This window comes from Flavobacterium rarum (SeqCode) (assembly GCF_965234445.1).
GTDB lineage: Bacteria > Bacteroidota > Bacteroidia > Flavobacteriales > Flavobacteriaceae > Flavobacterium > Flavobacterium rarum.
In genome coordinates this window covers 1-22,306 of the sequence record NZ_OZ248491.1, presented here as the reverse complement: position 1 = coordinate 22,306, position 22,306 = coordinate 1, and the positions used below count along the sequence as shown (strand labels likewise).

12 protein-coding genes are annotated in these 22,306 nt (G+C 34.8%); 11 read left to right on the top strand and 1 reads right to left on the bottom strand.

Features of this window, described 5'->3' with window-relative positions:
- The first annotated feature begins 210 nt into the window (after positions 1–210).
- From AC8GF4_RS10280 to AC8GF4_RS10240, 9 genes are all read left to right on the top strand, one after another.
- Complete coding sequence (locus AC8GF4_RS10280; protein WP_506594438.1) at positions 211–3,033, top strand: carboxypeptidase-like regulatory domain-containing protein; 2,823 nt, start codon at positions 211–213, stop codon at positions 3,031–3,033.
- A gap of 37 nt (positions 3,034–3,070) precedes the next feature.
- Positions 3,071–4,564: a G-D-S-L family lipolytic protein gene (locus AC8GF4_RS10275; RefSeq protein ID WP_506594437.1), complete on the top strand. Its 1,494-nt coding sequence runs from the start codon at positions 3,071–3,073 to the stop codon at positions 4,562–4,564.
- Positions 4,565–4,822: 258 nt separating this feature from the next.
- Complete coding sequence (gene atpD, locus AC8GF4_RS10270; protein WP_506594436.1) at positions 4,823–6,334, top strand: F0F1 ATP synthase subunit beta; 1,512 nt, start codon at positions 4,823–4,825, stop codon at positions 6,332–6,334.
- Between the two features lie 90 nt (positions 6,335–6,424).
- Entirely contained in the window at positions 6,425–6,706 is a 282-nt protein-coding gene (locus AC8GF4_RS10265; RefSeq protein WP_506594434.1) for a FoF1 ATP synthase subunit delta/epsilon, read from the top strand.
- A 65-nt stretch (positions 6,707–6,771) separates the two neighbouring features.
- On the top strand, positions 6,772–7,944 hold the full coding sequence (locus AC8GF4_RS10260) for an aminotransferase class I/II-fold pyridoxal phosphate-dependent enzyme (protein ID WP_506594432.1): 1,173 nt from the start codon (positions 6,772–6,774) through the stop codon (positions 7,942–7,944).
- A 41-nt stretch (positions 7,945–7,985) separates the two neighbouring features.
- Positions 7,986–8,387 (top strand): GxxExxY protein, encoded by a 402-nt coding sequence (locus AC8GF4_RS10255; RefSeq protein ID WP_506594430.1) that lies wholly within the window; start codon positions 7,986–7,988, stop codon positions 8,385–8,387.
- A gap of 37 nt (positions 8,388–8,424) precedes the next feature.
- Complete coding sequence (bioD, locus tag AC8GF4_RS10250; RefSeq protein ID WP_506594428.1) at positions 8,425–9,042, top strand: dethiobiotin synthase; 618 nt, start codon at positions 8,425–8,427, stop codon at positions 9,040–9,042.
- Positions 9,043–9,144: 102 nt separating this feature from the next.
- Positions 9,145–10,416: an adenosylmethionine--8-amino-7-oxononanoate transaminase gene (gene bioA, locus AC8GF4_RS10245; RefSeq protein WP_506594427.1), complete on the top strand. Its 1,272-nt coding sequence runs from the start codon at positions 9,145–9,147 to the stop codon at positions 10,414–10,416.
- Positions 10,417–10,659: 243 nt separating this feature from the next.
- Entirely contained in the window at positions 10,660–11,862 is a 1,203-nt protein-coding gene (locus AC8GF4_RS10240; RefSeq protein ID WP_506594425.1) for a beta-ketoacyl synthase N-terminal-like domain-containing protein, read from the top strand.
- Positions 11,863–12,011: 149 nt separating this feature from the next.
- Here the strand turns inward: AC8GF4_RS10240 and AC8GF4_RS10235 are convergent, their stop codons facing one another.
- The gene (locus AC8GF4_RS10235) at positions 12,012–12,491 is read right to left on the bottom strand and encodes a regulatory protein RecX (protein ID WP_506594424.1); all 480 of its coding nucleotides are present in this window, start codon (positions 12,489–12,491) and stop codon (positions 12,012–12,014) included.
- Positions 12,492–13,197: 706 nt separating this feature from the next.
- Here AC8GF4_RS10235 and AC8GF4_RS10230 point away from each other — a divergent pair.
- Positions 13,198–18,741 carry a RemA C-terminal-like gliding motility protein gene (locus tag AC8GF4_RS10230; protein ID WP_506594422.1) on the top strand — a complete coding sequence of 1,848 codons (5,544 nt, stop codon included), beginning with the start codon at positions 13,198–13,200 and terminating at the stop codon, positions 18,739–18,741.
- 1,429 nt (positions 18,742–20,170) lie between these two features.
- Positions 20,171–22,060 carry a DUF8693 domain-containing protein gene (locus tag AC8GF4_RS10225; RefSeq protein ID WP_506594421.1) on the top strand — a complete coding sequence of 630 codons (1,890 nt, stop codon included), beginning with the start codon at positions 20,171–20,173 and terminating at the stop codon, positions 22,058–22,060.
- Positions 22,061–22,306 lie beyond the last annotated feature (246 nt).

The window sequence follows — 22,306 nt, the reverse complement described above, 5'->3', positions numbered from 1 at the left end:
AATTGAAAAAAAATGATTAATTGCTATGTATGCATAGTATTTATTGTGAATAATACATTAAATTATTATTAATAATGTAATATCAATTTATATTGAATTGTTGCATTAAGTCCTTTTTTGTTAATTATTATTATATTTTTATTCTAATTTATTGCATATTATTAAAAAATATGTGTAATTTGGCGCCACTAACCAACAAAATTTTTTCAAATGAGATTGTATTTACTTTTTTTAACATTGTTTTTTTGCAGCATATCTTTTGCTCAAAATTCCATCAAAGGTGTTGTTACTGACGAGAATAACCAACCTATTCCAGGTGCAAATGTAAATGTTGCTGGATCAAAAGATGGTGCTATTTCCGATTTTGACGGCTCTTTCGTATTAGTTACGAAACAAACCCTTCCTTTTTCAATTGATGTTACCGCTCTTGGATATCTTTCTTCCAATGTAAGTGTTGAGTCGGTATCTCAAAAAGTTAAAGTTAAACTTAATTCAGAAGAAACAAAATTGAATGAAATTGTTGTTTCTGCTTCAAGAGCTCCTGAAAGAGTGCTTCAGTCTCCTGTTACAATTGAAAGAATGGGAATTGCTCAAGTAAAAAGTACTACAGCGCCTAGTTTCTATGATGGTTTAGAAAATTTAAAAGAAGTACAATTCAACACAAGTAGTATCTCATTCAAAACAGTAAATACTAGAGGTTTTGCTGCAGTTGGAAATACTCGTTTTATGCAATTGGTTGATGGAATGGACAACTCCTCTCCAGCATTGAACTTTGTTTTAGGAAATTTAATTGGGCTTTCGGATATAGATGTGGCTAGTGTAGAGCTTTTACCAGGTGCTTCTTCTGCTTTGTATGGTGCTAATGCTTTCAACGGAATCTTATTTATGAACAGTAAAAGTCCTTTTACCAATCAAGGAATTAGTACTTATGTTAAATATGGTCAAACTACACAAGATGTAGCTGGAACCAATGATTATTTTGATATGGGACTTAGAGCAGCTACTGCTTTTAGTAAACATTTTGCTGTGAAAGCAAACTTCAACTATATGAAAGCTACTGAATGGATAGCAGATGATAGAAGAAGCGTTACGGGTGGGTCTATTGGTCATGAAACAAATCAAAATTATGATGGTTTGAATATTTATGGTGATGAAGTAACTACTTTTATCAATAATGTTGGACAGGTAAGCAGAACAGGATACCGTGAGAAGGATTTGAATGACAATAAAGTAAACAGTGTAAAAGCAGATTTCTCTATGCATTTCAAACCATGGGAAAATGACACTGAATTTATTCTACAATACAAATTAGGATTAGGGAATACTATCTATCAAGGGGCAAATAGATATGCTTTGAATGATTTCTTTATGAGTCAAATTAAATTTGAAGTAAAAGGGAAAAACTTTTTTGCAAGAGCGTATCGTTCAGCTGAGGATGCTGGGAATTCTTATGATATGCGTTTTGCAGGATGGAATGTTCAAAGAGCTGCCAAATCAGATGCAGAATGGTTTACTAATTATGCTACAGCTTATCAATTGTCTGGGGCAGTGTTGGGTACCGATGCAACTTTATCGGCATCCAATGCTAGAAATTATGCAGATTATAATATTAAGCCTGCAGGTTTAGAGTCTGTTTTGGTTTCTCCTACTGGTAAGCCAAGATTTGATCCAGGGACTCCTGAATTTTCAAGTGCCTTAAATGCGGTTAAAAGTGATCCTGATTTTTCAAAAGGTGCTAAATTTACAGATCAATCTAAGATTTACCATGCAGATGTAAATTATAATTTTAAAGATTTAATGAAGTTTGCTGAAATTCAAGTTGGGGGTTCTGCTCGTCAATACGAAATGAATTCTGGTGGATCTATTTTTACTGATTATGATGGACCAATTCGTTACAACGAATACGGTGTTTACACTCAAGCGTCTAAATTATTAATGGAAGATCGTTTAAAGTTGGTTGCTTCTATTCGTTACGACAAAAGTCAAAATTTTGATGGTAATATTTCTCCAAGAGTATCTTTAGTGTATTCTGCTGGAGCTGCAAAAACGCATAATTTTAGAGCTTCTTACCAAACAGGTTTTAGAAATCCTACTACTCAAGATCAATATATTGGTCTAGATTTAGGTCCGTTTGCTTTAATTGGATCTGCTCCTGAAAATTTAGTACGTTATTCTGAAATTAGAAATACAAGTGCCGCTGGTCAAGCTGCTGGTGCTGCAGCTACTGTGGCAATGGATGGAACAAATGCTTATAATAATTCGTATACTTTAACTTCTGTTCAGGCTTTTGGTGCTGCTTTGGCTGTTAATCCATCGGATGTAGCTGGAGCTTCAGCTTTGCTGAAAGCTGCAAACATTAATTTAGTTCGTCCAGAAGAAGTGAAAGCTTTTGAGCTTGGATATCGTACTATAATCAATAATGATTTTTCGGTAGATGTTAATGGGTATTACAATCAATATAATAATTTCTTGAATACGTCAAGAGTAGCAGGTGTTTATTATGGAGATGTAAATGCAGCAATCAATTTGTCAGATCCTTTAAGCCCTGTATATGCATTAGCTAGAAGTGACAGAAGAATTTATCAAGTGTATTCAAATACTTCTGCAGATGTAGCATCTTTAGGATTTGGTTTGGGATTGTCTAAAAAAGTATACAAAAACTTTGAATTAGGTGCTAATTATAATTATTCTCAATTGGATTTTGATCAATCAGAAGATCCTGGATTTGTAACAGGATTTAATACTCCAAAACATAGAGTTAAAGCATCTTTAGGAAACACTAGATTGTTTAAAAATTTCGGATTCAATACCAATGTAAGATGGAATTCAGAATACTTATGGCAATCATCATTTGCTGATGGTATTGTTCCTTCAACAACTGTAGTAGATGCACAAATCAATTATGGCTTGCCATCTTATAAAATGCTATTCAAAGTAGGGGCTACAAATATTGGAGGTAAAGATTACATACAAGTTATTGGAGCTGGTGCAATTGGGCAACAATGGTTTGCTTCTGTGACAATTAATCCTTAATTAAATTAGACTAGTCAAAAACTTAAAAATATAGAATATGATAAAAAATTTCAAATGGCTACTATTGGCTTCTTTAAGCTTTGTAGCGTGTACTAATAATGATGATGAAGATGTAGTAGCAGAAATTCCAATTACTCCAGGTACGGCGGTATTGACAAAGTATGTGGCATTAGGGGATTCCTTTGCTGCAGGGTATAGCGATAGTGCTCTTTTTAAAGCAGGTCAGGAGAATTCTTATGTCAATATATTAGCACAACAATTAATACCTGCTGGGGGTGGAGCTTTTACAACTCCTATGATGGCGGATAATACTGGTGGGCTTTTGTTAGGCGGAAATGTAATTGCAGGCAGCAGATTTTCTATTCTTGGGTTTAAACCTGACGGAAAACCAATTGTCGGGCCTATTTCTGGTACTCCAACCACTGAAGTTACCAATAAGTTAACAGGTCCTTTTAGTAATTTGGGGATTCCTGGTGCTAAAAGTTATCATTTAATAGCTCCTGGATACGGAAATCTTGCGGGTGTTTTTGCGACTCCTTCTACTGCAAATCCATATTTTGCACGATTTGCCACTTCTGCTACTACTACTGTATTGGCAGATGCATTAGCACAGTCGCCTACTTTCTTTTCGTTGTTTATTGGAGGAAATGATGTGTTATTGTATGCTACAAACGGGGGGGCAGGAGTTAATCAAACAGGAAATTTAGATCCATCTACTTATGGTAATAATGATATTACTGATCCAAATGTTTTTGCGAATGTCTATAATGCTTTAGCAACGAATTTGACGGCTAATGGAGCAAAAGGAATTGTTGCTAATTTGCCATATGTTACCACTTTGCCTTATTTTACAACTGTTCCTTATAATCCTGTTGCTTTAGATGCAACAAAAGCGGGGCAATTAAATGCGGGTTATGCTCAATATAATGGAGGTTTACAAGTTATGGTTACTAATAAACTATTGTCCGCAGAAGAAGCTGCAAAAAGAACTATTAAATTTGTAGCTGGTAATAATCCTGTTGTAATTATTGATAGCTATTTGACAAATTTATCAGCATATGGAGTTCCTTCCTACAGACAAGTTACTAAAGAAGATTTAGTTGTTTTGTTGGCTGGAAATTTTATAGGTACCTATGTTGGAGGAGATGCAACCAAAATAAATGGTGTTTCAGTTCCTTTATCAGATCAATGGGTGTTGTCAAAAGATGAAGTAATGGAGGTTAAAGTTGCTACAGATGCTTATAATAAAACGATTAGTGCAGTTGCAGAAGCAAAAGGATTGGCTTTTGTTGATGCCAAAGCTGCAATGACTCAATTGTCTACTACTGGAGTGCGATTTGGTAATAACCACATGACAGCCGGTTATTTAACTGGTGGTGCTTTTTCTTTAGACGGTGTTCATCCAAGCCCAAGAGGGTATGCATTTATCGCTAATTTATTTGTTGATGCAATTAATACAAAATTTGGAGCGACTTTAAGAAAGGTTGATTTGGCTAATTACCAAATACAATACCCAAAAACGATACAATAGATTTAATTTTAGATAAGTTACTAAAACCACCCGTTTATCACGTGGTGGTTTTATTGTTTTAGCGAAAAATGACTTGTTTTGATAGTTTAGAACAGCTTATTAATCAATTCGATAAAAAATTAGCTTTTTTTATAAAAAAAAATATTGATTTTATATTTTAAAAAATTATCTTTGCACTCTGAAAAAAGTATCCAATCGAGCTATTTCGATGGGCTGTATTTCATAAACCTAAATAGCTATTTAATAAACACATAAGTAATGTCAAAAGTAATAGGAAAAGTTGCCCAAATCATTGGACCAGTAGTCGATGTAGTTTTCAACGGAAAAGATGTTGAACTTCCAAAAATTTATGATTCGTTAGAAATCACAAGAAAGGACGGTACGTTATTAGTACTTGAAGTACAATCTCACATTGGTGAAAACACAGTGCGTACCATTTCGATGGACTCAACAGATGGTTTGAGTAGAGGTTATGAAGTAGTAGGAACAGGAAATCCTATTCAAATGCCAATCGGAGCAGATGTTTACGGTCGTTTGTTTAACGTAATTGGTGACGCTATTGATGGTTTGCCAGAATTACCTAAAACTGGTGAAAACGGAACGCCTATTCACAGACAAGCACCAAAGTTTGAAGATTTATCTACATCTTCTGAAGTTTTATTCACAGGTATTAAAGTTATCGATTTGATTGAGCCTTACTCAAAAGGGGGTAAAATTGGATTGTTTGGTGGAGCTGGAGTAGGTAAAACAGTATTGATTCAGGAGTTGATTAACAATATTGCAAAAGGTCACGGTGGACTTTCTGTATTCGCAGGAGTAGGAGAAAGAACACGTGAAGGAAATGACTTACTTCGTGAGATGTTGGAGTCAGGAATTATAAAATACGGTGATGAATTCATGCACTCTATGGAAAATGGAGGATGGGATTTATCTAAAGTAGATATGCCAGGAATGAGAGAGTCTAAAGCTACTTTCGTTTTCGGACAAATGAATGAGCCTCCAGGAGCTCGTGCTCGTGTGGCACTTTCTGGATTGTCTATCGCTGAGTATTTCCGTGATGGTGCAGGTACTGATCAAGGAAAAGATGTATTGTTCTTTGTTGATAATATCTTCCGTTTTACACAAGCAGGTTCTGAGGTTTCGGCACTTTTAGGCCGTATGCCATCTGCGGTAGGATACCAGCCAACATTGGCTACTGAAATGGGTGCAATGCAAGAACGTATTACATCAACAAACAAAGGGTCTATTACATCTGTACAAGCGGTTTACGTTCCTGCGGATGATTTAACTGACCCGGCGCCAGCAACAACGTTTGCTCACCTTGATGCTACTACTGTATTGTCTCGTAAAATTGCTGAGTTAGGTATTTATCCTGCAGTGGATCCATTGGATTCTACTTCAAGAATTTTAGCGCCTCATATTATTGGTGCTGAACATTATGACTGTGCACAAAGAGTAAAAGAAATTCTTCAAAAATACAAACAATTGCAAGATATTATCGCAATTCTTGGTATGGAAGAGCTTTCTGAAGAAGATAAATTATCGGTTTCTAGAGCGAGACGTGTTCAACGTTTCTTGTCTCAACCTTTCCACGTTGCGGAGCAATTTACTGGATTAAAAGGTGTTTTAGTAGATATCAAAGATACTATCAAAGGATTTAACATGATTATTGACGGTGAATTGGATCACTTGCCAGAATCAGCTTTTAACCTTAAGGGTACTATTGAAGAAGCTATCGAGGCTGGAGAAAAAATGTTGGCAGAAGCGTAATCAAGTGGGAAGTTAGAAGTGGAAAATTAGAAGTTGTTTAAACTTTACTTCCACTTCTAACCTCTAACATCTAACCTCTAACTTTAAATTATGTTATTAGAAATAGTATCACCAGAAGCGAAATTATTTTCAGGAGAAATCACTTCTATTTCTGTTCCAGGAGTAGACGGTCGTTTTCAAATGTTGAATAATCACGCACCAATTGTTTCATTGTTGCAAAAAGGAACGATTAATATTACGGCTCCAAGTTTTGATTTAAATGACGAAACTGCCAGATTGTTTACCAAAGTAAATGATCAAAATTATACTTTAGAAATTAATTCTGGTACGCTGGAGTTAAAAGACAATAAAGTAATTGTTTTAGCAGATTAAGACAATTCAGTTTTAAATAGATAACGCCTAACATTTTGTTAGGCGTTTTTTTTAACTTTGCTTTTATGAATTTTCCAAAAAATCTTGCCAATAAACTAGACACCCGCAACAAAAATAAATCATTGCGAATATTGCCGCAGTCAATTGATTTAATTGATTTTTCCTCCAACGATTATATAGGTTTTTCAAAATCTGAAGCGATTTTCAATGAGACTCATCAATTTTTATTGGATCGAAATATAAAATGTAACGGAGCTACGGGATCACGTCTATTGTCGGGTAATCACTTTTTATATACAGAAACTGAAAATTTTATAGCTCAGTTCCATCAGTCGGAATCGGCTTTGCTGTTTAATTCTGGTTATGATGCCAATGTTGGTTTCTTTAGTTCCGTTCCCCAAAAATGTGATTTGATTCTGTATGATGAATTGTGTCATGCTTCCATTCGGGACGGAATTCAATTGTCCAATGCTAAGTCATTTAAATTCAAACACAATGATTTTGAGGATTTGGAGAAAAAGATAGTCAATTTCAATGGCAATGAAAATGACAATTTCAATGGAAATAAAAATACTTCAACCATTTATATTGTAACCGAATCTGTTTTTTCTATGGACGGCGACTGTCCAAACATGGAGGAATTGGTTGCAATTTCAGAAATGCACAACTGTTATTTAGTGGTTGACGAAGCACATGCTTTGGGAGTTTTTGGAGAAAATGGACAAGGATTGATACAACATTTACAATTGCAGGACAAAATATTTGCCCGAATTGTGACATTTGGCAAAGGACTGGGCTGTCATGGTGCAGTGGTTTTGGGTTCGAATGAATTAAAATCGTATCTGGTTAATTTTGCACGAAGTTTTATTTATACCACTGGGCTTTCTCCGCATTCGGTTGCCACAATTTTAATTGGTTATCACCATTTAGAAAAAGATAAAAGTGCGCTCGAATCACTCAAGGAAAATATTGTGTTTTTTAATCAGGTGAAAAAAATGCTGTATTTGAGCCCGCTATTTGTTCGCAGTAAATCGGCTATTCAAAGTGTTATTATACCTGGAAATGAAAAAGTAAAAAGTATTGCAGTTGCTTTGCAGGAAAAAGGATTTGATGTCAAAGCAATACTCTCGCCAACGGTTCCAGAAGGTCAGGAACGACTGCGTTTTTGTTTGCATAGCTTTAATAGTAAAGAAGAAATTACTCAAGTATTGACTTTGTTGAGTACTTTTGTTTTTTAGTCACGGATAATACGGATAGTACTGATTTATACAGATTAAATATGACAAATTTATTACACAAATCTATTACTGATGTAATTTTAAAAGTTTATTACGAAGTTTATAATGAACTTGGCGCTGGTTTTCTTGAAAAAGTGTATCAAAACACAATGTATTTTGAATTATTAGCAAAAGGACATAAAGTTGAATCTCAAAAGCCAATTAAAGTATATTTTAAAAAACAACTTGTTGGAGAGTATTATGCTGATTTAATAGTAGATGACAAAGTTAAAGTTGAGCTTAAAGCTTGTGAGTTACTTATGAATGCTCATGTAGCTCAAACAATGAATTATCTAAAAGCAACAGAAATTGAAGTGGGTTTACTGTTGAATTTTGGTGATGAACCCGAGTTTAAAAGGTTTATCTATACTAATGATAGAAAAATTAATTTAAAAAATCAGTGAAAATCCGTTCTATCCGTATTATCCGTGGCTAAATAACATGAAACTATTTATAACAGGAATATCCACCGATGTAGGCAAAACCATTGCCTCTGCTATTATTGTCGAATCCTTAAAAGCCGACTATTGGAAACCCATTCAAGCTGGCGATGTTGATCATTCAGACAGTCATAAAGTGAAAGAATATGTATCTAATGAAATAACGATTATTCATCCGAATAGTTATTTACTAAATACCCCTGCAAGTCCACATCTTGCAGCTAAAATAGATGGAATTCAAATTGATTTAAAGCAAATAATTGAGCCGAAAACTCAAAATCATTTGGTGGTTGAAGGTGCAGGAGGATTATTTGTTCCTTTGAATGATTCCGATTGCGTGATTGATTTAATTCAACCCGATTATAAAGTGATTTTGGTTTCCAGACATTATTTAGGAAGCATCAATCATACCTTACTTTCTATAGAGGCCTTACAAAATCGTAAAATAGCGATCGGAGGAATTGTTTTTTCTGGAGAGGAAAACAAATCAACTGAATCTATTATTTTGAATAAAACCGGTATTAACTGTATTGGGAGAATCGAAGAAGAGCCCTATTTTGATCAAAATGTAATCAAAGAATATGCGGATTTGTTTCGAGAGAAACTATTGAGTTTATAAGAATGTAGAAAATAGAATAAAGAGAATAGACTTTTCTATCTTTGTCAATAATTTTAGGGCTTAGTCTTTATTCTATGCTCTATTTCCTATATTCTAAAAAAAATGACTTTAATCGAAAGAGACAGCCAGCATCTTTGGCACCCTTATACACAACACAAAACGGCAGCCCTTCCTATTGCTATTGTCAAAGGGGAAGGTGCTTTGCTTTGGGATGAAAACAATAAAGAATATATTGATGCTATTGCCTCTTGGTGGGTCAATCCTTTCGGGCATTCCAACAAATACATTGCCGATGCTATTTACAAGCAATTGACTACTCTAGAACACGTTCTTTTTGGTGGGTTTACACATGAACCAGCTGTACTTTTAGGAGAAAGATTAATGGCAATTTTACCCGATAATCAAAAGAAAATCTTTTTCTCGGATAATGGATCAACTGCTGTAGAGATTGCTATTAAAGTTTCCTTGCAATATTTTTATAATAAAGCACAGAAGAAAACCACGATTATAGCTTTCGAAAATGCCTTTCACGGTGATACTTTTGGAGCAATGGCTGCGAGTGGAATTTCCTTTTTTACCGAGTCTTTTCAAGGAATGTTAATTGATGTGGTTCGGATTCCTGTTCCGGTTAAAGGAAAAGAACAAGAAAGTTTTGAGTCTTTGAAAGAGGCTTTAAAAGACAATAGTTGTGCCGCCTTTCTGTTCGAGCCTTTGGTACAAGGTGCAGCAGGAATGGTGATGTACGAGCCTGAAAGCTTGGATGAATTGATTAAAATTTGTCAAACAAATAATGTTCTTACTATTGCCGATGAAGTCATGACTGGTTTTGGTAAAACTGGAAAAACTTTTGCTTGTGATTATTTGAATCAAAAACCAGACATGATGTGCCTTTCTAAAGCACTTACGGGAGGAACGATCCCTATGGCGATTACTACCTTTACCCAAAATATTTTTGATGCTTTCTATGATGACGATATCAATAAAGCGCTGTTTCATGGGCATACTTTTACCGGCAATCCAACCGGTTGTGCAGCAGCTTTGGCCAGTTTGGAATTGTTGTTATCTCAGGAAATGCAATCCAATTTAGTTCGAATCAATACCTGTCATTTGGATTTTCAAAAACGAGTTCAAAATCACCCTATGGTTACTACTACAAGAGTGCTGGGCGTTATTTTTGCTTTAGAAATTAAGACAGAAAAATCTGAGAGTTATTATGGAACGTTGCGTAACAAACTCTATGATTTTTTTATAGCAAATGGCGTGATTATTCGCCCCGTTGGGAATATTGTTTACATTTTGCCTCCGTATGTTATTACCGATGTTCAACTGAAAAAAGTGTATGATGTAGTGGAAAGCGCTCTCGATATTGTTTAATCATTGGCCACAGATTTAACGGTTTTGCGGTGATTTTAAATTATACTTGTGCTTATATAATTAAAAATAGTATTATGGTTGATATGATAAATCAGAGTTAATCTTTTCAATCCGTGTCATCAGTGTGCCATTAATGCATACAGCTATTGAACAAATTTAAATTCATTCCAATAGATATTGAATTATTTTGCAGACTTTGCGTAAAACTTTGCGACCTTTGCGGTTAAACCAGAATTGAATATTTTGTCACAAATTATCTCCATAACTGCCATAGCTTCTATTTCGCCTTTAGGTAATTCTTCTGAATCGATTTGGGAAAATTATTTAAAGAATGAAACGTGTTTTACTGCTCAATTTTTAGATCATAAAAATTCAATTGTGGCCACACTTGATGAAGATTCAGTATTGCAAGTTGAAGCATTACGACAATCGGATATCAAATACAAAGCGTTAGATAAGTCTGTTCTTTATGCTATGGTTGCTTCTCGCAAAGCCATAGAAAAAGCAGGTTGGACAAAAGAAGCTGTTTTTGGAATAAACATCGGCTCTTCTCGCGGGGCAACCGACTTATTCGAAAAACATTACCAGGAATATTTAGAAACCGGTAAAGCACAAACATTGGCTTCACCAACAACCACTTTGGGGAATATCTCTTCTTGGGTTGCTCATGATTTACAAAGTACAGGACCCGAAATTTCGCATTCCATTACCTGTTCAACGGCTTTGCATGCAGTACTCAACGGCGTGGCATGGCTTAAATCTGGTATGGCTGATAAGTTTCTGGTTGGTGGAAGTGAAGCTCCTTTGACTAATTTTACCATTGGACAAATGCGCGCCTTGAAAATCTACTCGAATAGCGAAGAAAAATTTCCTAATAGGGCTTTGGATTTGGATAAAAAACAAAACACCATGATTTTGGGCGAAGGTGCTGGCGTATGCTGTCTCGAAATAGGAAAAAAAGAAAATGCAATAGCCTTTATCGAAGGTATTGGTTATGCTACTGAAATTTTGGAACACAATATATCGATATCAGCTGAAGCGACTTGTTTTCAGAAATCAATGAAAATGGCTTTGCAAAATACAGATTTATCCGAGGTTGATGCTATTGTAATGCATGCTCCCGGAACTATAAAAGGTGATTTAACCGAATATAGAGCAATTGAGAAAATCTTTACTTCGTCAGTTCGCCCTTCGGTCTCGGGTGTCGAAAACCTTCCTTTATTGACGACTAATAAGTGGAAAATCGGCCATACTTTTGGCGCTTCAGGAATTTTGAGTATTGAAATGGCTATTTTGATGATGCAACACAATCATTTCATTGGTGTTCCTTTTCTGGATAATTCAAACCCTTTCAGAGTTCAAAACTCTGAAAGAGTTATTAAGAAAGTTTTGGTCAATGCCGTTGGTTTTGGTGGTAATGCGGTGAGCATCCTTTTGAGTTTGTAAAAATTGGGTTGTATCGCAAAGCCAGATAATGGTTTCACAGAGATTCGCCAAGGTTTTTTGAAAGTTTTTAGTTTCTGTTATATTAACTCAAAAAATTTTTGTGCCTCTTCGCGTTTTCTTCTTAGGGAAATTTTCGCAATAGAATCTGTTTAATCGGGGTTCCCATTCTCCAATTCTTTTACTTTATTATAAATCAAATTACTCTCAAAACCACGGCGAAGCATATAATCGCAAAATTTCTTTCGTTTTTTGAGTATGTTATTTTCTGAAATGGATTTCCAATTTCTTTCGGCTAGATTTTCAAATGTTTCCAAATATTCTTCGAGTGTAATTTCTTTTAGCGCCAGATTAATTAGGGTTTGATTGATTTTGCGCATTTTTAATTCATTGGTAATTCTAATTTTTCCCCAATGTTTAATGCGGTGTTTCCCGCGCGCAAAACTGCAGGCAAAACGTGCTTCGTTCAGAAAATTGTGTTCAATAAGATGCACAATAACTTCGTCTATTTCTGAAGTAATTAATTTCATACTCCACAATTTCGATACTACTTCATCGTGACAACGTTCTTGGTAAGCACAGAAATGTTCAATTTTTAATTTGGCTTCTTTAATAGAATAGACTTCTTTCATACAGTAAAAATAGATAATTATTTTGGTTTTTTATTGCAAATTTAGGTGCCTTCTTTTTGTGATGAATGATTCCTTTTTAATTTTTTTTAGAACATTCAAAACATTTTTTTTTATCTATTTCCAATTGCACTGTTTTATTGTTTTTTGTAAAAATCGAAAAAACAGGAGTTTTTTATATAAGATTAATATTTCAAAATGTACTCTTTTTATCATATGATTAATTTTTTTTTTAGCCTTTTCAAAAATTAATATTTGAATGTTTTCATTTTTTCTTTTATATAAAAAATAAGAAAAAATATATAAAATAGATAAAAATATGTATTACAACGATAAAATAGGTATTTATACGATTTATATGCTTTCATTGTCTACATTAGATTTAGTTACGAACTAAAGGCTAAATTTTAATAACTATTATTTTTCAATTATTGTTCGATGAACTTCCGCTTTTTAAAAAGGTCTTTGGATAAAAACAAATAGATTTTAACTCAAAGTAATTTCAAATTTTACCTTTTCTCGATAGTTTTCAGAAGTATCAAATTAAATATTAAAAATGCATTAAAGCAATAGACAATAGAGTACAATATTGGTGTTGTTTTTATTTTGAGGTATTTTAAACTTCAATTTCTTTTATTTTTTGTTGACGATTTTTTGTTTTGCTAATCGTCAAACCAATAGTATTATAATCTTTAATTTTCCAACTTTAATGAAAAAAAAATTACTCTTAATTATCGGGCTCTTTATGATATCGGTAACGTCTTTTGGGCAAGCGGCTAGCAGTTATGCTTTTACAGCCGTATCGGGGAGTTATATTTCGCTTACTGGAGTTCCAGGAGTTGTTGATACTTCATTGGGAGCAACAGCAGACACGGGAGTTTCGTCGAGTATTACGCTGCCGTTTGCTTTTACTTTTGCGGGTACAGCTTATTCTGCGATAAAAGTTTCTCCCAATGGATGGGTTAGTTTTGGAGCTGCTACAGTTACTGATGCTCAAAACAGTACAAATTCATTAGTAAATGCAGTGGTTACAAAGCCAGTTTTATTTCCATTGTGGGATGATTTGATGTGTACAGTAAAACCAAGATATGTAACAACTGGAATTTTTCCCCATAGAAGATTTAAGGTAGAATGGAGTCAGCAAAAATGGGATGCTCAATCTTCTGGAGATGTTATATCCTTCCAAATTTGGTTTTTTGAGACTACGAATGTGATTGAATTTTTATACAATCAAGAAGCAACTTTCGTAAACAATAGTTCAAGTGGTGCTTCAATAGGAATATGTGACGCAAATGGAAAATACCTAACGCTTACAAATTCTGGTGTAAATCCAACGGCTGACTACAATACTTTTACAACCAACCTGGGTACTAAACCTGCAACAGGTCAAATTTATAGGTTTACTCCTCCACCAGCCACAGGACTGGAAGCCAGTAAATATTGTTTCACAGCAACAACAACAACGTATCAAATTTTAGCAGGTGCTTCAGAAGTTGTCGGAATTTCGGCCGCAGAAGATGACGCTGTTTCAAATGTTGTTACGCTACAATTTCCATTTGCATTTGGAGGCAGTGTTTATACTGATATAAGAGTATCTAGTAATGGATGGCTTAGTTTTGGAGCTGCTGTTGTTACTGCTGCCCAAAATTATGTTAACTCAGCTGCTAATGCAGCACTATCCAAACCAATTTTAATGCCTCTTTGGGATGACTTGCGATGTACTGTAAAGCCAAGGTATTTAACAACGGGATCTGCTCCCAATAGAATATTTAAATTAGAATGGTACAAACAAAAGTGGGATTATCAAAACACCGGTGACGTAATATCGTTTCAAGTTTGGCTTTACGAGGGATCTAATCGAATAGAATATGTGTATAATCAAGGTGCAGCTGCATCAACTACTGCTTCGGCCACTATTGGTATTTATGATTCAAATAATAATTATTTAACACTAAGTAATTCTGGAACAGGACCTACTGCTCAAACTGGAACATTCACCGCCAATATTGCAACCAAACCTGCTTCAGGGCAAGTGTATCAATTTACGCCACCGCCTATAATAACTTATCCAGGTAACGCCTATATTGCAATTGGAAAAGTTGGTGTAACACAAACTGGAGCCACAGGAGGTGCATATAGTGCTTCGCCTCCAGGATTGATTTTGAATTCTTCAACTGGTGAAGTAAATTTATCAACAAGTGCAGGAGGTACTTATTCCATAGTTTACACTGTCGCTGGCTGCTCTAATGCTACTGCGGTTATGACAATTTTTCCTTTGTTGCCTGTACCTACTGCTTCGGTTGCAGAAGCCTCTTGTTCAAGTGGTACTGATGGTGCTATTACCATAACAAACATGAATAATGCAGTAAAGTTTATTAGAGCCGATAATGATTATATCGACTTGGGAAGCGCTTTATTGTCTAATAAAAGTGCTTTTACCATTGAAGGATGGATAAAATTTAATAGTGCTGATGTTACTGGTAGAATGAGTTTGTTTGGACAAAATGATGCTATAGAGTTTGGGTTTGCCAATGCTACAACTATAGAGTTATGGACAGTAGCGACAGGATTTGTTACAGCATCACTTCCCGCTTCTCTTGGGGATGGTGCTTGGCATCACATTGCTGTGGTGGGTAATGGATCTATTATCAAAATATATTTAAACGGAGCTAGTGTTGCTGTAACAGGTGGTGTTGTAACTACTTCAAATTATGGAAGTTCCAGTTCTAGTACTAAGATTGGAAGTGGTGTTTATAATGCTACAGGGGATTCATTTACAGGTCAAGTAATGAAACTGGGATTATTTAATACAGCACTTTCAGCCATTGAAATAACTTACAAAGCCATTGGACCTACTACATATTCCGGTTATGAAGTTGGAATCATAGCGGGTTATAATTTTTTTATAGGATCTGGAACCACTTTGTTTTCCTATCCTTCTGGAAACAATGGTACTTTTCAAAACACACCAGAATGGATCGACCCGTATAATTATTATTGGCAAAAAATAGGGGATGCAACCTTTTCTGCGACTACTAAGAATTTAACTAATTTATCTCCTGGGGATTATAAAGTAACCGTTTCTTTAATTGGAGTAAGTAGTCCTAATGCAGCTGTTTTTACTGTTGGATCTGCGCCTATAGTTACCGCATTGTCTGGTTCTGGAGCAAATTGCACTAATACTTTTACTGCAAATTGGACAGCATCTGCAGGTACAATAAGTTATTCTATAGACGTTGCTACAGATCCTGATTTTACAACTTTTGTATCAGGTTTTAATGATTTTAGTGTAGGTAATGTAACTAGTTATTTACTTACAGGTTTGCCTCCAGGGAATATTTATTATAGAGTTCATAAGCACAGTAGTTGTGGTGCGAGTGCTAATTCTAATGTTATTGTGTATGAAACTTTGCAAATAAATTCGCCAACTGCTATAGATGCAACTGCTGTGTTGTGTAATGGCTTTACAGCGAATTGGAATGCAGTTTCTGGGGCAACATCTTATTATTTGGATATAGCCACAGACCCGTCATTTAGTACTTATGTGTCTGGTTATAATAATTTGAGTGTAGGGAACGTTACTTCTTTAATTATTACGCCATTAGCATCGGGATTTACTTATTACTACAGAGTGCGCTCTTCGAATGCAACTTGTGGAACTGTTGTAACACCTTCAAATGTAGTATCAGTAGTTATTAATACTGGCCCAACAGCACCAATTGTTGGATCGATACAGCAAATAACTTGTGCTTTGCCCGGAGGGAGTGTTGCTTTAAGCGGTTTGCCATCTGGGAGTTGGACTTTAAATTTCAGTTCTGGAGAATCGTATTCAGGTAGTGGTGGAGCAATAACCATTCCTGGGTTAGCGTCTGGAACTTATACTTGTGCAGTTTCTGAAGGAGTCTGTTTTTCATCTGATTCCTCAAATATTGTCGTCAATGTATCTCCTATTTCGACTACATTTTGGGATGGGAGTGTATGGTCCAACGGAGCTCCATCTCCATTAAGACGTGTTATTTTTAATGGCGGAATAGGATCTGTTTTTACTGTTGGCGCTGATTTGAATATGTGTTCTTGTCAAATTAATTCGGGCTCTGTCATTATTAATTCAGGAGTTGTATTGTCAGTTCAAGAAAGTCTTGATGTGTTGGTTAATACGACTTTGACTTTTGAAAATAATGCAAGTTTGGTTCAAATAAATGACGCTGCTATTAATACTGGGACTATCACTTATAAACGTATAACTGTTCCGATGAAAAATTTTGATTTTACAGATTGGTCTTCACCGGTCTCTGGTCAAACGCTAAAAGCATTGTCTCCAAACACATTGAATGACAAATATTTTAGTTTTTGGGATAGAGTTTGGGTTACAGAGAATTCTGCAAATGTAATGGATGTTGGTAAAGGGTATACAATACGAACTCCGAAAGCTGGAGTATGGGGGTCTCCTTATCCAGAAACTGTTGTATTTCCTTACGCTCAACCTGTTTCATTTATCGGAATACCCAATAATGGCGCTTTAACTGTATCAGTAAATTCAAGTCCTGGTCGTTATAGTTTTATTGGAAACCCCTATCCATCTGCATTGGATGCTGATCTTTTTATAGCGGCAAATAGTTCGGTTATAAAAGGTACAATTTATATATGGACTCATAATACTCCTATTACGTCTGGTGGTTCGGGTTATGTTTATAGTTCAGATGATTATGCTTCCTATAATTCTCTTGGAAGTACTGCTGCAGCGAGTTCCGTATTAGTAGGGGCAAATACTAGCGTACCTTTGGGCGATATTGCAGCAGGTCAGGGATTTTTTACTATAAGCAAAACAGGAACTACAGGAATTGTAAATTTTAACAATAGTATGCGTGTGGCTACTTCTGGTAGTAATTCTCAGTTCTTTAAAGGGAGTAAAACAAAGAAAACAGCAACAGAAAGACATCGTGTTTGGCTAAATTTAACAAATAATCAAGGCGCTTTCAAACAAACTTTGATAGGCTATATTGCTGGAGCCACCAATGGTATTGACGATGCATTTGATGGACCAAGCAATAACAAAAATGCTTATGTTGACTTTTATAGTACAATAGAAACAAAAAAATTCGTAATACAAGGACGTCCTTTGAATTTTGATAAATATGATGAGGTACCTTTAGGATATAAATCAACAATTGATGGTACATTTTCTATCGCAATAGAACAAGCCGACGGCGTATTAGCTAATCAAGATATTTTTGTTTTGGACAAAAATGATGGAATCTTTCATAATTTAAAAAAGACGTCTTATACTTTTACTACTCTAAAAGGGATATTTGATAATCGTTTTGTATTGGTTTATGTGGATAAATCTATACCGGAAGTGTCTATAGTAATTGCTCCTCCAGTTGTTGTAGAGCCTCCAGTTGTAATTGTTCCCCCAGTTGTTGTAGCACCGCCAGTTGTTGTAGAGCCACCTGTTGTAATTGTCCCACCGGTTGTTGTAGCACCACCTATAGTAATTGTTCCCCCAGTTGTAATTGCACCCCCAGTTGTTGTTGAGCCGCCAGTTGTAATTGTTCCACCAGTTGTTGTAGAGCCTCCAGTTGTAATTGTTCCCCCAGTTGTTGTAGCACCGCCAGTTGTTGTAGAGCCACCTGTTGTAATTGTTCCACCAGTTGTTGTAGCACCACCTGTAGTAATTGCTCCACCAGTTGTTGTAGAGCCACCAGTTGTAATTGTTCCACCAGTTGCTGTAGAGCCACCAGTTGTAATTGTTCCACCAGTTGTTGTAGCACTACCAGTTGTAATTGTTCCCCCAGTAATTGTAGAGCCACCAGTTGTAATTGTTCCACCAGTTGTTGTAGCACCACCAGTTGTAATTGCTCTACCAGTTGTTGTAGAACCGCCAGTTGTAATTGCTCCCCCAGTAATTGTAGAGCCACCAGTTGTAATTGTTCCTCCAGTTGTTGTAGAACCAGCAGTTGTAATTATTCCACCAGTTGTGACTTTAGATCCAATGTTAGAAAATCCTGATTATAACGAACCCAGTAATGCAGTTATTGTATGGGCAAACAATCATAAAATAATGATAAACTCTTTTAATGAAATGATTATCAAAGTTATGATTTACGATCTGAGAGGAAGATTGATTTATGAAAATAGAAATGTCAATCAAAATGAATTGTATATTGAGGATTTAAATTCAGCCAATCAGTTTTTAATACTTATTACGCAGCTTAAAAACGGCCATAGATCTGTTAATCGGATTATTTTTTAAATTTTCATATTTAGATAATACTGTTTTTGTTGGAATATGGTAACGCCAGATCTTCATTGGTGTTTGTCACATCAGTTACTATTTTATTTTGGAATTCGATGATTTTCAATTGCGACAAAATTTGTCATGGTGATTTCAAACTATACTAATTTTAAAAAACCATCTTGAAGATTTAAGATGGTTTTTTTAGGACTAGAATTTCCTTTGTATGATTTATACCATTTAGACTTTAAATTTATCTTGATAAAACAATCTATTTCTACGTCTGTTCGAGTGTTTCGTTAAAAAATGCGATAGCTTTTTTTAATGAAATGTATCGAGAACCATCACCATGTAGGCTTCTCGATATAATTTAGAAAAGTAAAGCTATCGCATTACTTTTCTAAATCACTCGAAGAGACGTTGCGTTTTTATTGCAGTAAAATCAAAGGTTAAATGGTATTATTCTATACATTTATTTTAATATGGATTTAGAAATTAACTTTTCATAGATTTTTTTTTTGCTAAAAATTTCTTTTAAAAATTATTTTTTAATTAGGTGAAGTTGTTTTTTTACTCTTTTTGAAACACTTTTTTTTGTTAAATCCAGAACCCACATTAAACTTTGATGCGAAACTGGATTCTTCAATAAGGGTTTGAGCTTAAAGGCTATTATTAAAGATGAAAACAAGTTTTAGCGAACACCAAAATGTAATAAACACCAATGAGTTAATCTTTTGTAATTGGAATTTGAAATGATGGCACCAAGAAAACGGATCTTTAGCTCAATTTTTAATTTAAAAGGAAAAAAAAATTTTTGGATCTAAAAAAGACATCAAAGATTACATATGATCAATACAAAAAGTGAAAAGTCAAATAAAATAGAATACAGAACTCCTTAAAAATATCTTTTTATGAAGTTATTTAATCACTGTAGATTTCTAATTTGGAGCATGGGTTGAAATTATTGATTTCCTTTTTTGAGATCCAAATTATATATAGAATCTACTTATTGCTTTAAAATTGTTTTTTTGTTTTTAAAAAGGTAGTCTTCTTTTTTCGGTTTTTTTGTATTAAAATATCTTTATACATACGCTTTTTTAATTTTAGAATATTTGAAAAATTAAAATTTTGCTAAAAACACGATTATTTTGTATTATAAGTAATACATATAATTTATATATATGTATTTCGTCGATAAAATATGCTTTTATTCGATTTATTTGATTTCTTTAATTAAATTTGATACAGTTAATGGATTTAAAATTACTTACTCAAAATCAGGTAGTTAAATTCCATTAAAACAATCCTCATAATTCTTTTTCAAAGTACTTCATTAACCATTTGGCTTAACTTTTTTTAAAAAATAAACAAAAGGATTGATGATTTAGTTAAAACAAAATTTAAAAAAAAATAATATTCAATATAATATTTTATAAAATTGTTTAAAATGAAAAAAACTTTACTTTTAATTATCGGATTCTTATTGATTACGATAATGACGTTCGGTCGATCAATATATCGCAATGATTTTAAGTCTGAAAAAAAAGCCGATAAAAACATAACACAAATAGAAAGACATCGAGTATGGCTGAATTTAACTAATGATCAAGGAGGTTTCAAACAAACCTTGATTGGATATATTGGAGGAGCTACAAATGGAGTTGACGATTCTTATGATGGACCGAGTAATACTAGAAACGCCTATGTTGATTTTTATAGTTTAATCGGAAACGCAAAATTCGTTATACAAGGTCGTGCGTTACCCTTCAGCACAGATGATGAAGTGCCACTAGGGTATAAAACTGCGGTTGATGGTGTTTTTTCTATTGCAATTGAAACTGCTGATGGTGTTTTGAGTAGTCAAGAAATCTTTATCTCTGACAAAACAACGGGTACTTTTCATAATTTGAAAACAGGTCCTTATAACTTTTCTACTTTGGCTGGAACTTTTAATGAACGTTTTGTTCTTGTTTATAAAGACAATACGATTGTTGTGGCACCACCAGTTGTTGTTATTCCACCAGTAGTAGTTGAACCGAATATTCCAGATCCAGTTATTGTTCCACCAGTAGTCGAAGAAGTTGTAGTAGTCAACCCAGTTGTAGTTGAGCCAATTCTTCCAGAGCCAGTTACAGTTCCACCAATTGTTGAAGAAGTTGTAGTGGTCAATCCAGTTGTAGTTGAGCCAATTCTTCCAGAGCCAGTTATTGTTCCACCAGTAGTCGAAGAAGTTGTAGTGGTCAATCCAGTTGTAGAAGTTCCAGTTGTAGTTGAGCCAATTCTTCCAGAACCAGTTACAGTTTCACCTATTGTCGAAGAAGTTGTAGTGGTCGATCCAGTTGTAGTTGAGCCAATTCTTCCAGAACCAGTTACAGTTCCGCCAGTAGTCGAAGAAGTTGTAGTGGTCAATCCAGTTGTAGTTGAGCCAATTCTTCCAGAACCAGTTACAGTTCCGCCAGTAGTCGAAGAAGTTGTAGTGGTCAATCCAGTTGTAGTTGAGCCAATTCTTCCAGAACCAGTTACAGTTCCACCTATTGTCGAAGAAGTTGTAGTAGTCATCCCAGTTGTAGTTGAGCCTATTCTTCCGGAACCAGTTACTGTTCCGCCAGTAGTCGAAGAAGTTGTAGTGGTCAATCCAGTTGTAGTTGAGCCAATTCTTCCAGAACCAGTTACAGCTCCGCCAGTAGTCGAAGAAGTTGTAGTGATCAATCCAGTTGTAGTTGAACCAATTCTTCCAGAACCAGTTACAGTTCCGCCTATTGTCGAAGAAGTTGTAGTGATCAATCCAGTTGTAGTTGAGCCAATTCTTCCAGAACCAGTTACAGTTCCGCCAGTAGTCGAAGAAGTTGTAGTGGTCAATCCTATTATAGAAGTTCCAGTTGTAGTTGAACCAATTCTTCCAGAACCTGTTGGAATAACACCAGTAGTAGAAGAAGTTGTAGTGGTCAACCCAGTTTTAGTTGAGCCAATTCTTCTAGAACCAGTTACAGTTCCGCCAATTGTCGAAGAAGTTGTAGTGGTCAATCCAGTTGTAACCGAAACGATAACTTTTGAGAACAGGAATAATAGTTCAATATTTGGATCAGGAAACCAACTTTATAATAAATCTAAATCGGTAATTGTTTGTAGTAATAATAACCAAATAAAAGTAAACTCTTCTAATGAAAATATTGACAAAATAATAGTATATGATTTGGCTGGAAAACCACTATATGAAGTTGCAGGAATAAATAATGAAGAATTTGTAATTACAAGTTTAAACGCAAGCAGCAGGTTTTTAATAGTTAGAACACTCCTTAAAAACGGGAAAGGGTTCGTCAATAAAATTGTTTTTTAAGAAATAAAAATTCATGTGGCTCTTCGCCTAAATTAGTGGGTATACAAAATATTCACTAATTTTCGGCATGGAAGATTTATCAGGCTTAGGCCCCTTGTTAGGAATAAAAGCACCTTGGTTGTTAGTTGATGCAAAAGTTCAAAAAGCAAATCTAGTTATTGATGTTTATATAGATTTTGAACGTGGCACCAAATTTCCTTGTCCTTGTTGTGGACAAGAGCGTTCCGTTTATGATAGTAGTTTTAA

Coding starts and splice junctions, on each gene's coding strand:
- AC8GF4_RS10280 (WP_506594438.1), top strand. CDS start 211: ATGAGATTGTATTTACTTTTTTTAACATTGTTTTTTTGCAGCATATCT.
- AC8GF4_RS10275 (WP_506594437.1), top strand. CDS start 3,071: ATGATAAAAAATTTCAAATGGCTACTATTGGCTTCTTTAAGCTTTGTA.
- atpD (WP_506594436.1), top strand. CDS start 4,823: ATGTCAAAAGTAATAGGAAAAGTTGCCCAAATCATTGGACCAGTAGTC.
- AC8GF4_RS10265 (WP_506594434.1), top strand. CDS start 6,425: ATGTTATTAGAAATAGTATCACCAGAAGCGAAATTATTTTCAGGAGAA.
- AC8GF4_RS10260 (WP_506594432.1), top strand. CDS start 6,772: ATGAATTTTCCAAAAAATCTTGCCAATAAACTAGACACCCGCAACAAA.
- AC8GF4_RS10255 (WP_506594430.1), top strand. CDS start 7,986: ATGACAAATTTATTACACAAATCTATTACTGATGTAATTTTAAAAGTT.
- bioD (WP_506594428.1), top strand. CDS start 8,425: ATGAAACTATTTATAACAGGAATATCCACCGATGTAGGCAAAACCATT.
- bioA (WP_506594427.1), top strand. CDS start 9,145: ATGACTTTAATCGAAAGAGACAGCCAGCATCTTTGGCACCCTTATACA.
- AC8GF4_RS10235 (WP_506594424.1), bottom strand. CDS start 12,491: ATGAAAGAAGTCTATTCTATTAAAGAAGCCAAATTAAAAATTGAACAT.
- AC8GF4_RS10230 (WP_506594422.1), top strand. CDS start 13,198: ATGAAAAAAAAATTACTCTTAATTATCGGGCTCTTTATGATATCGGTA.
- AC8GF4_RS10225 (WP_506594421.1), top strand. CDS start 20,171: ATGAAAAAAACTTTACTTTTAATTATCGGATTCTTATTGATTACGATA.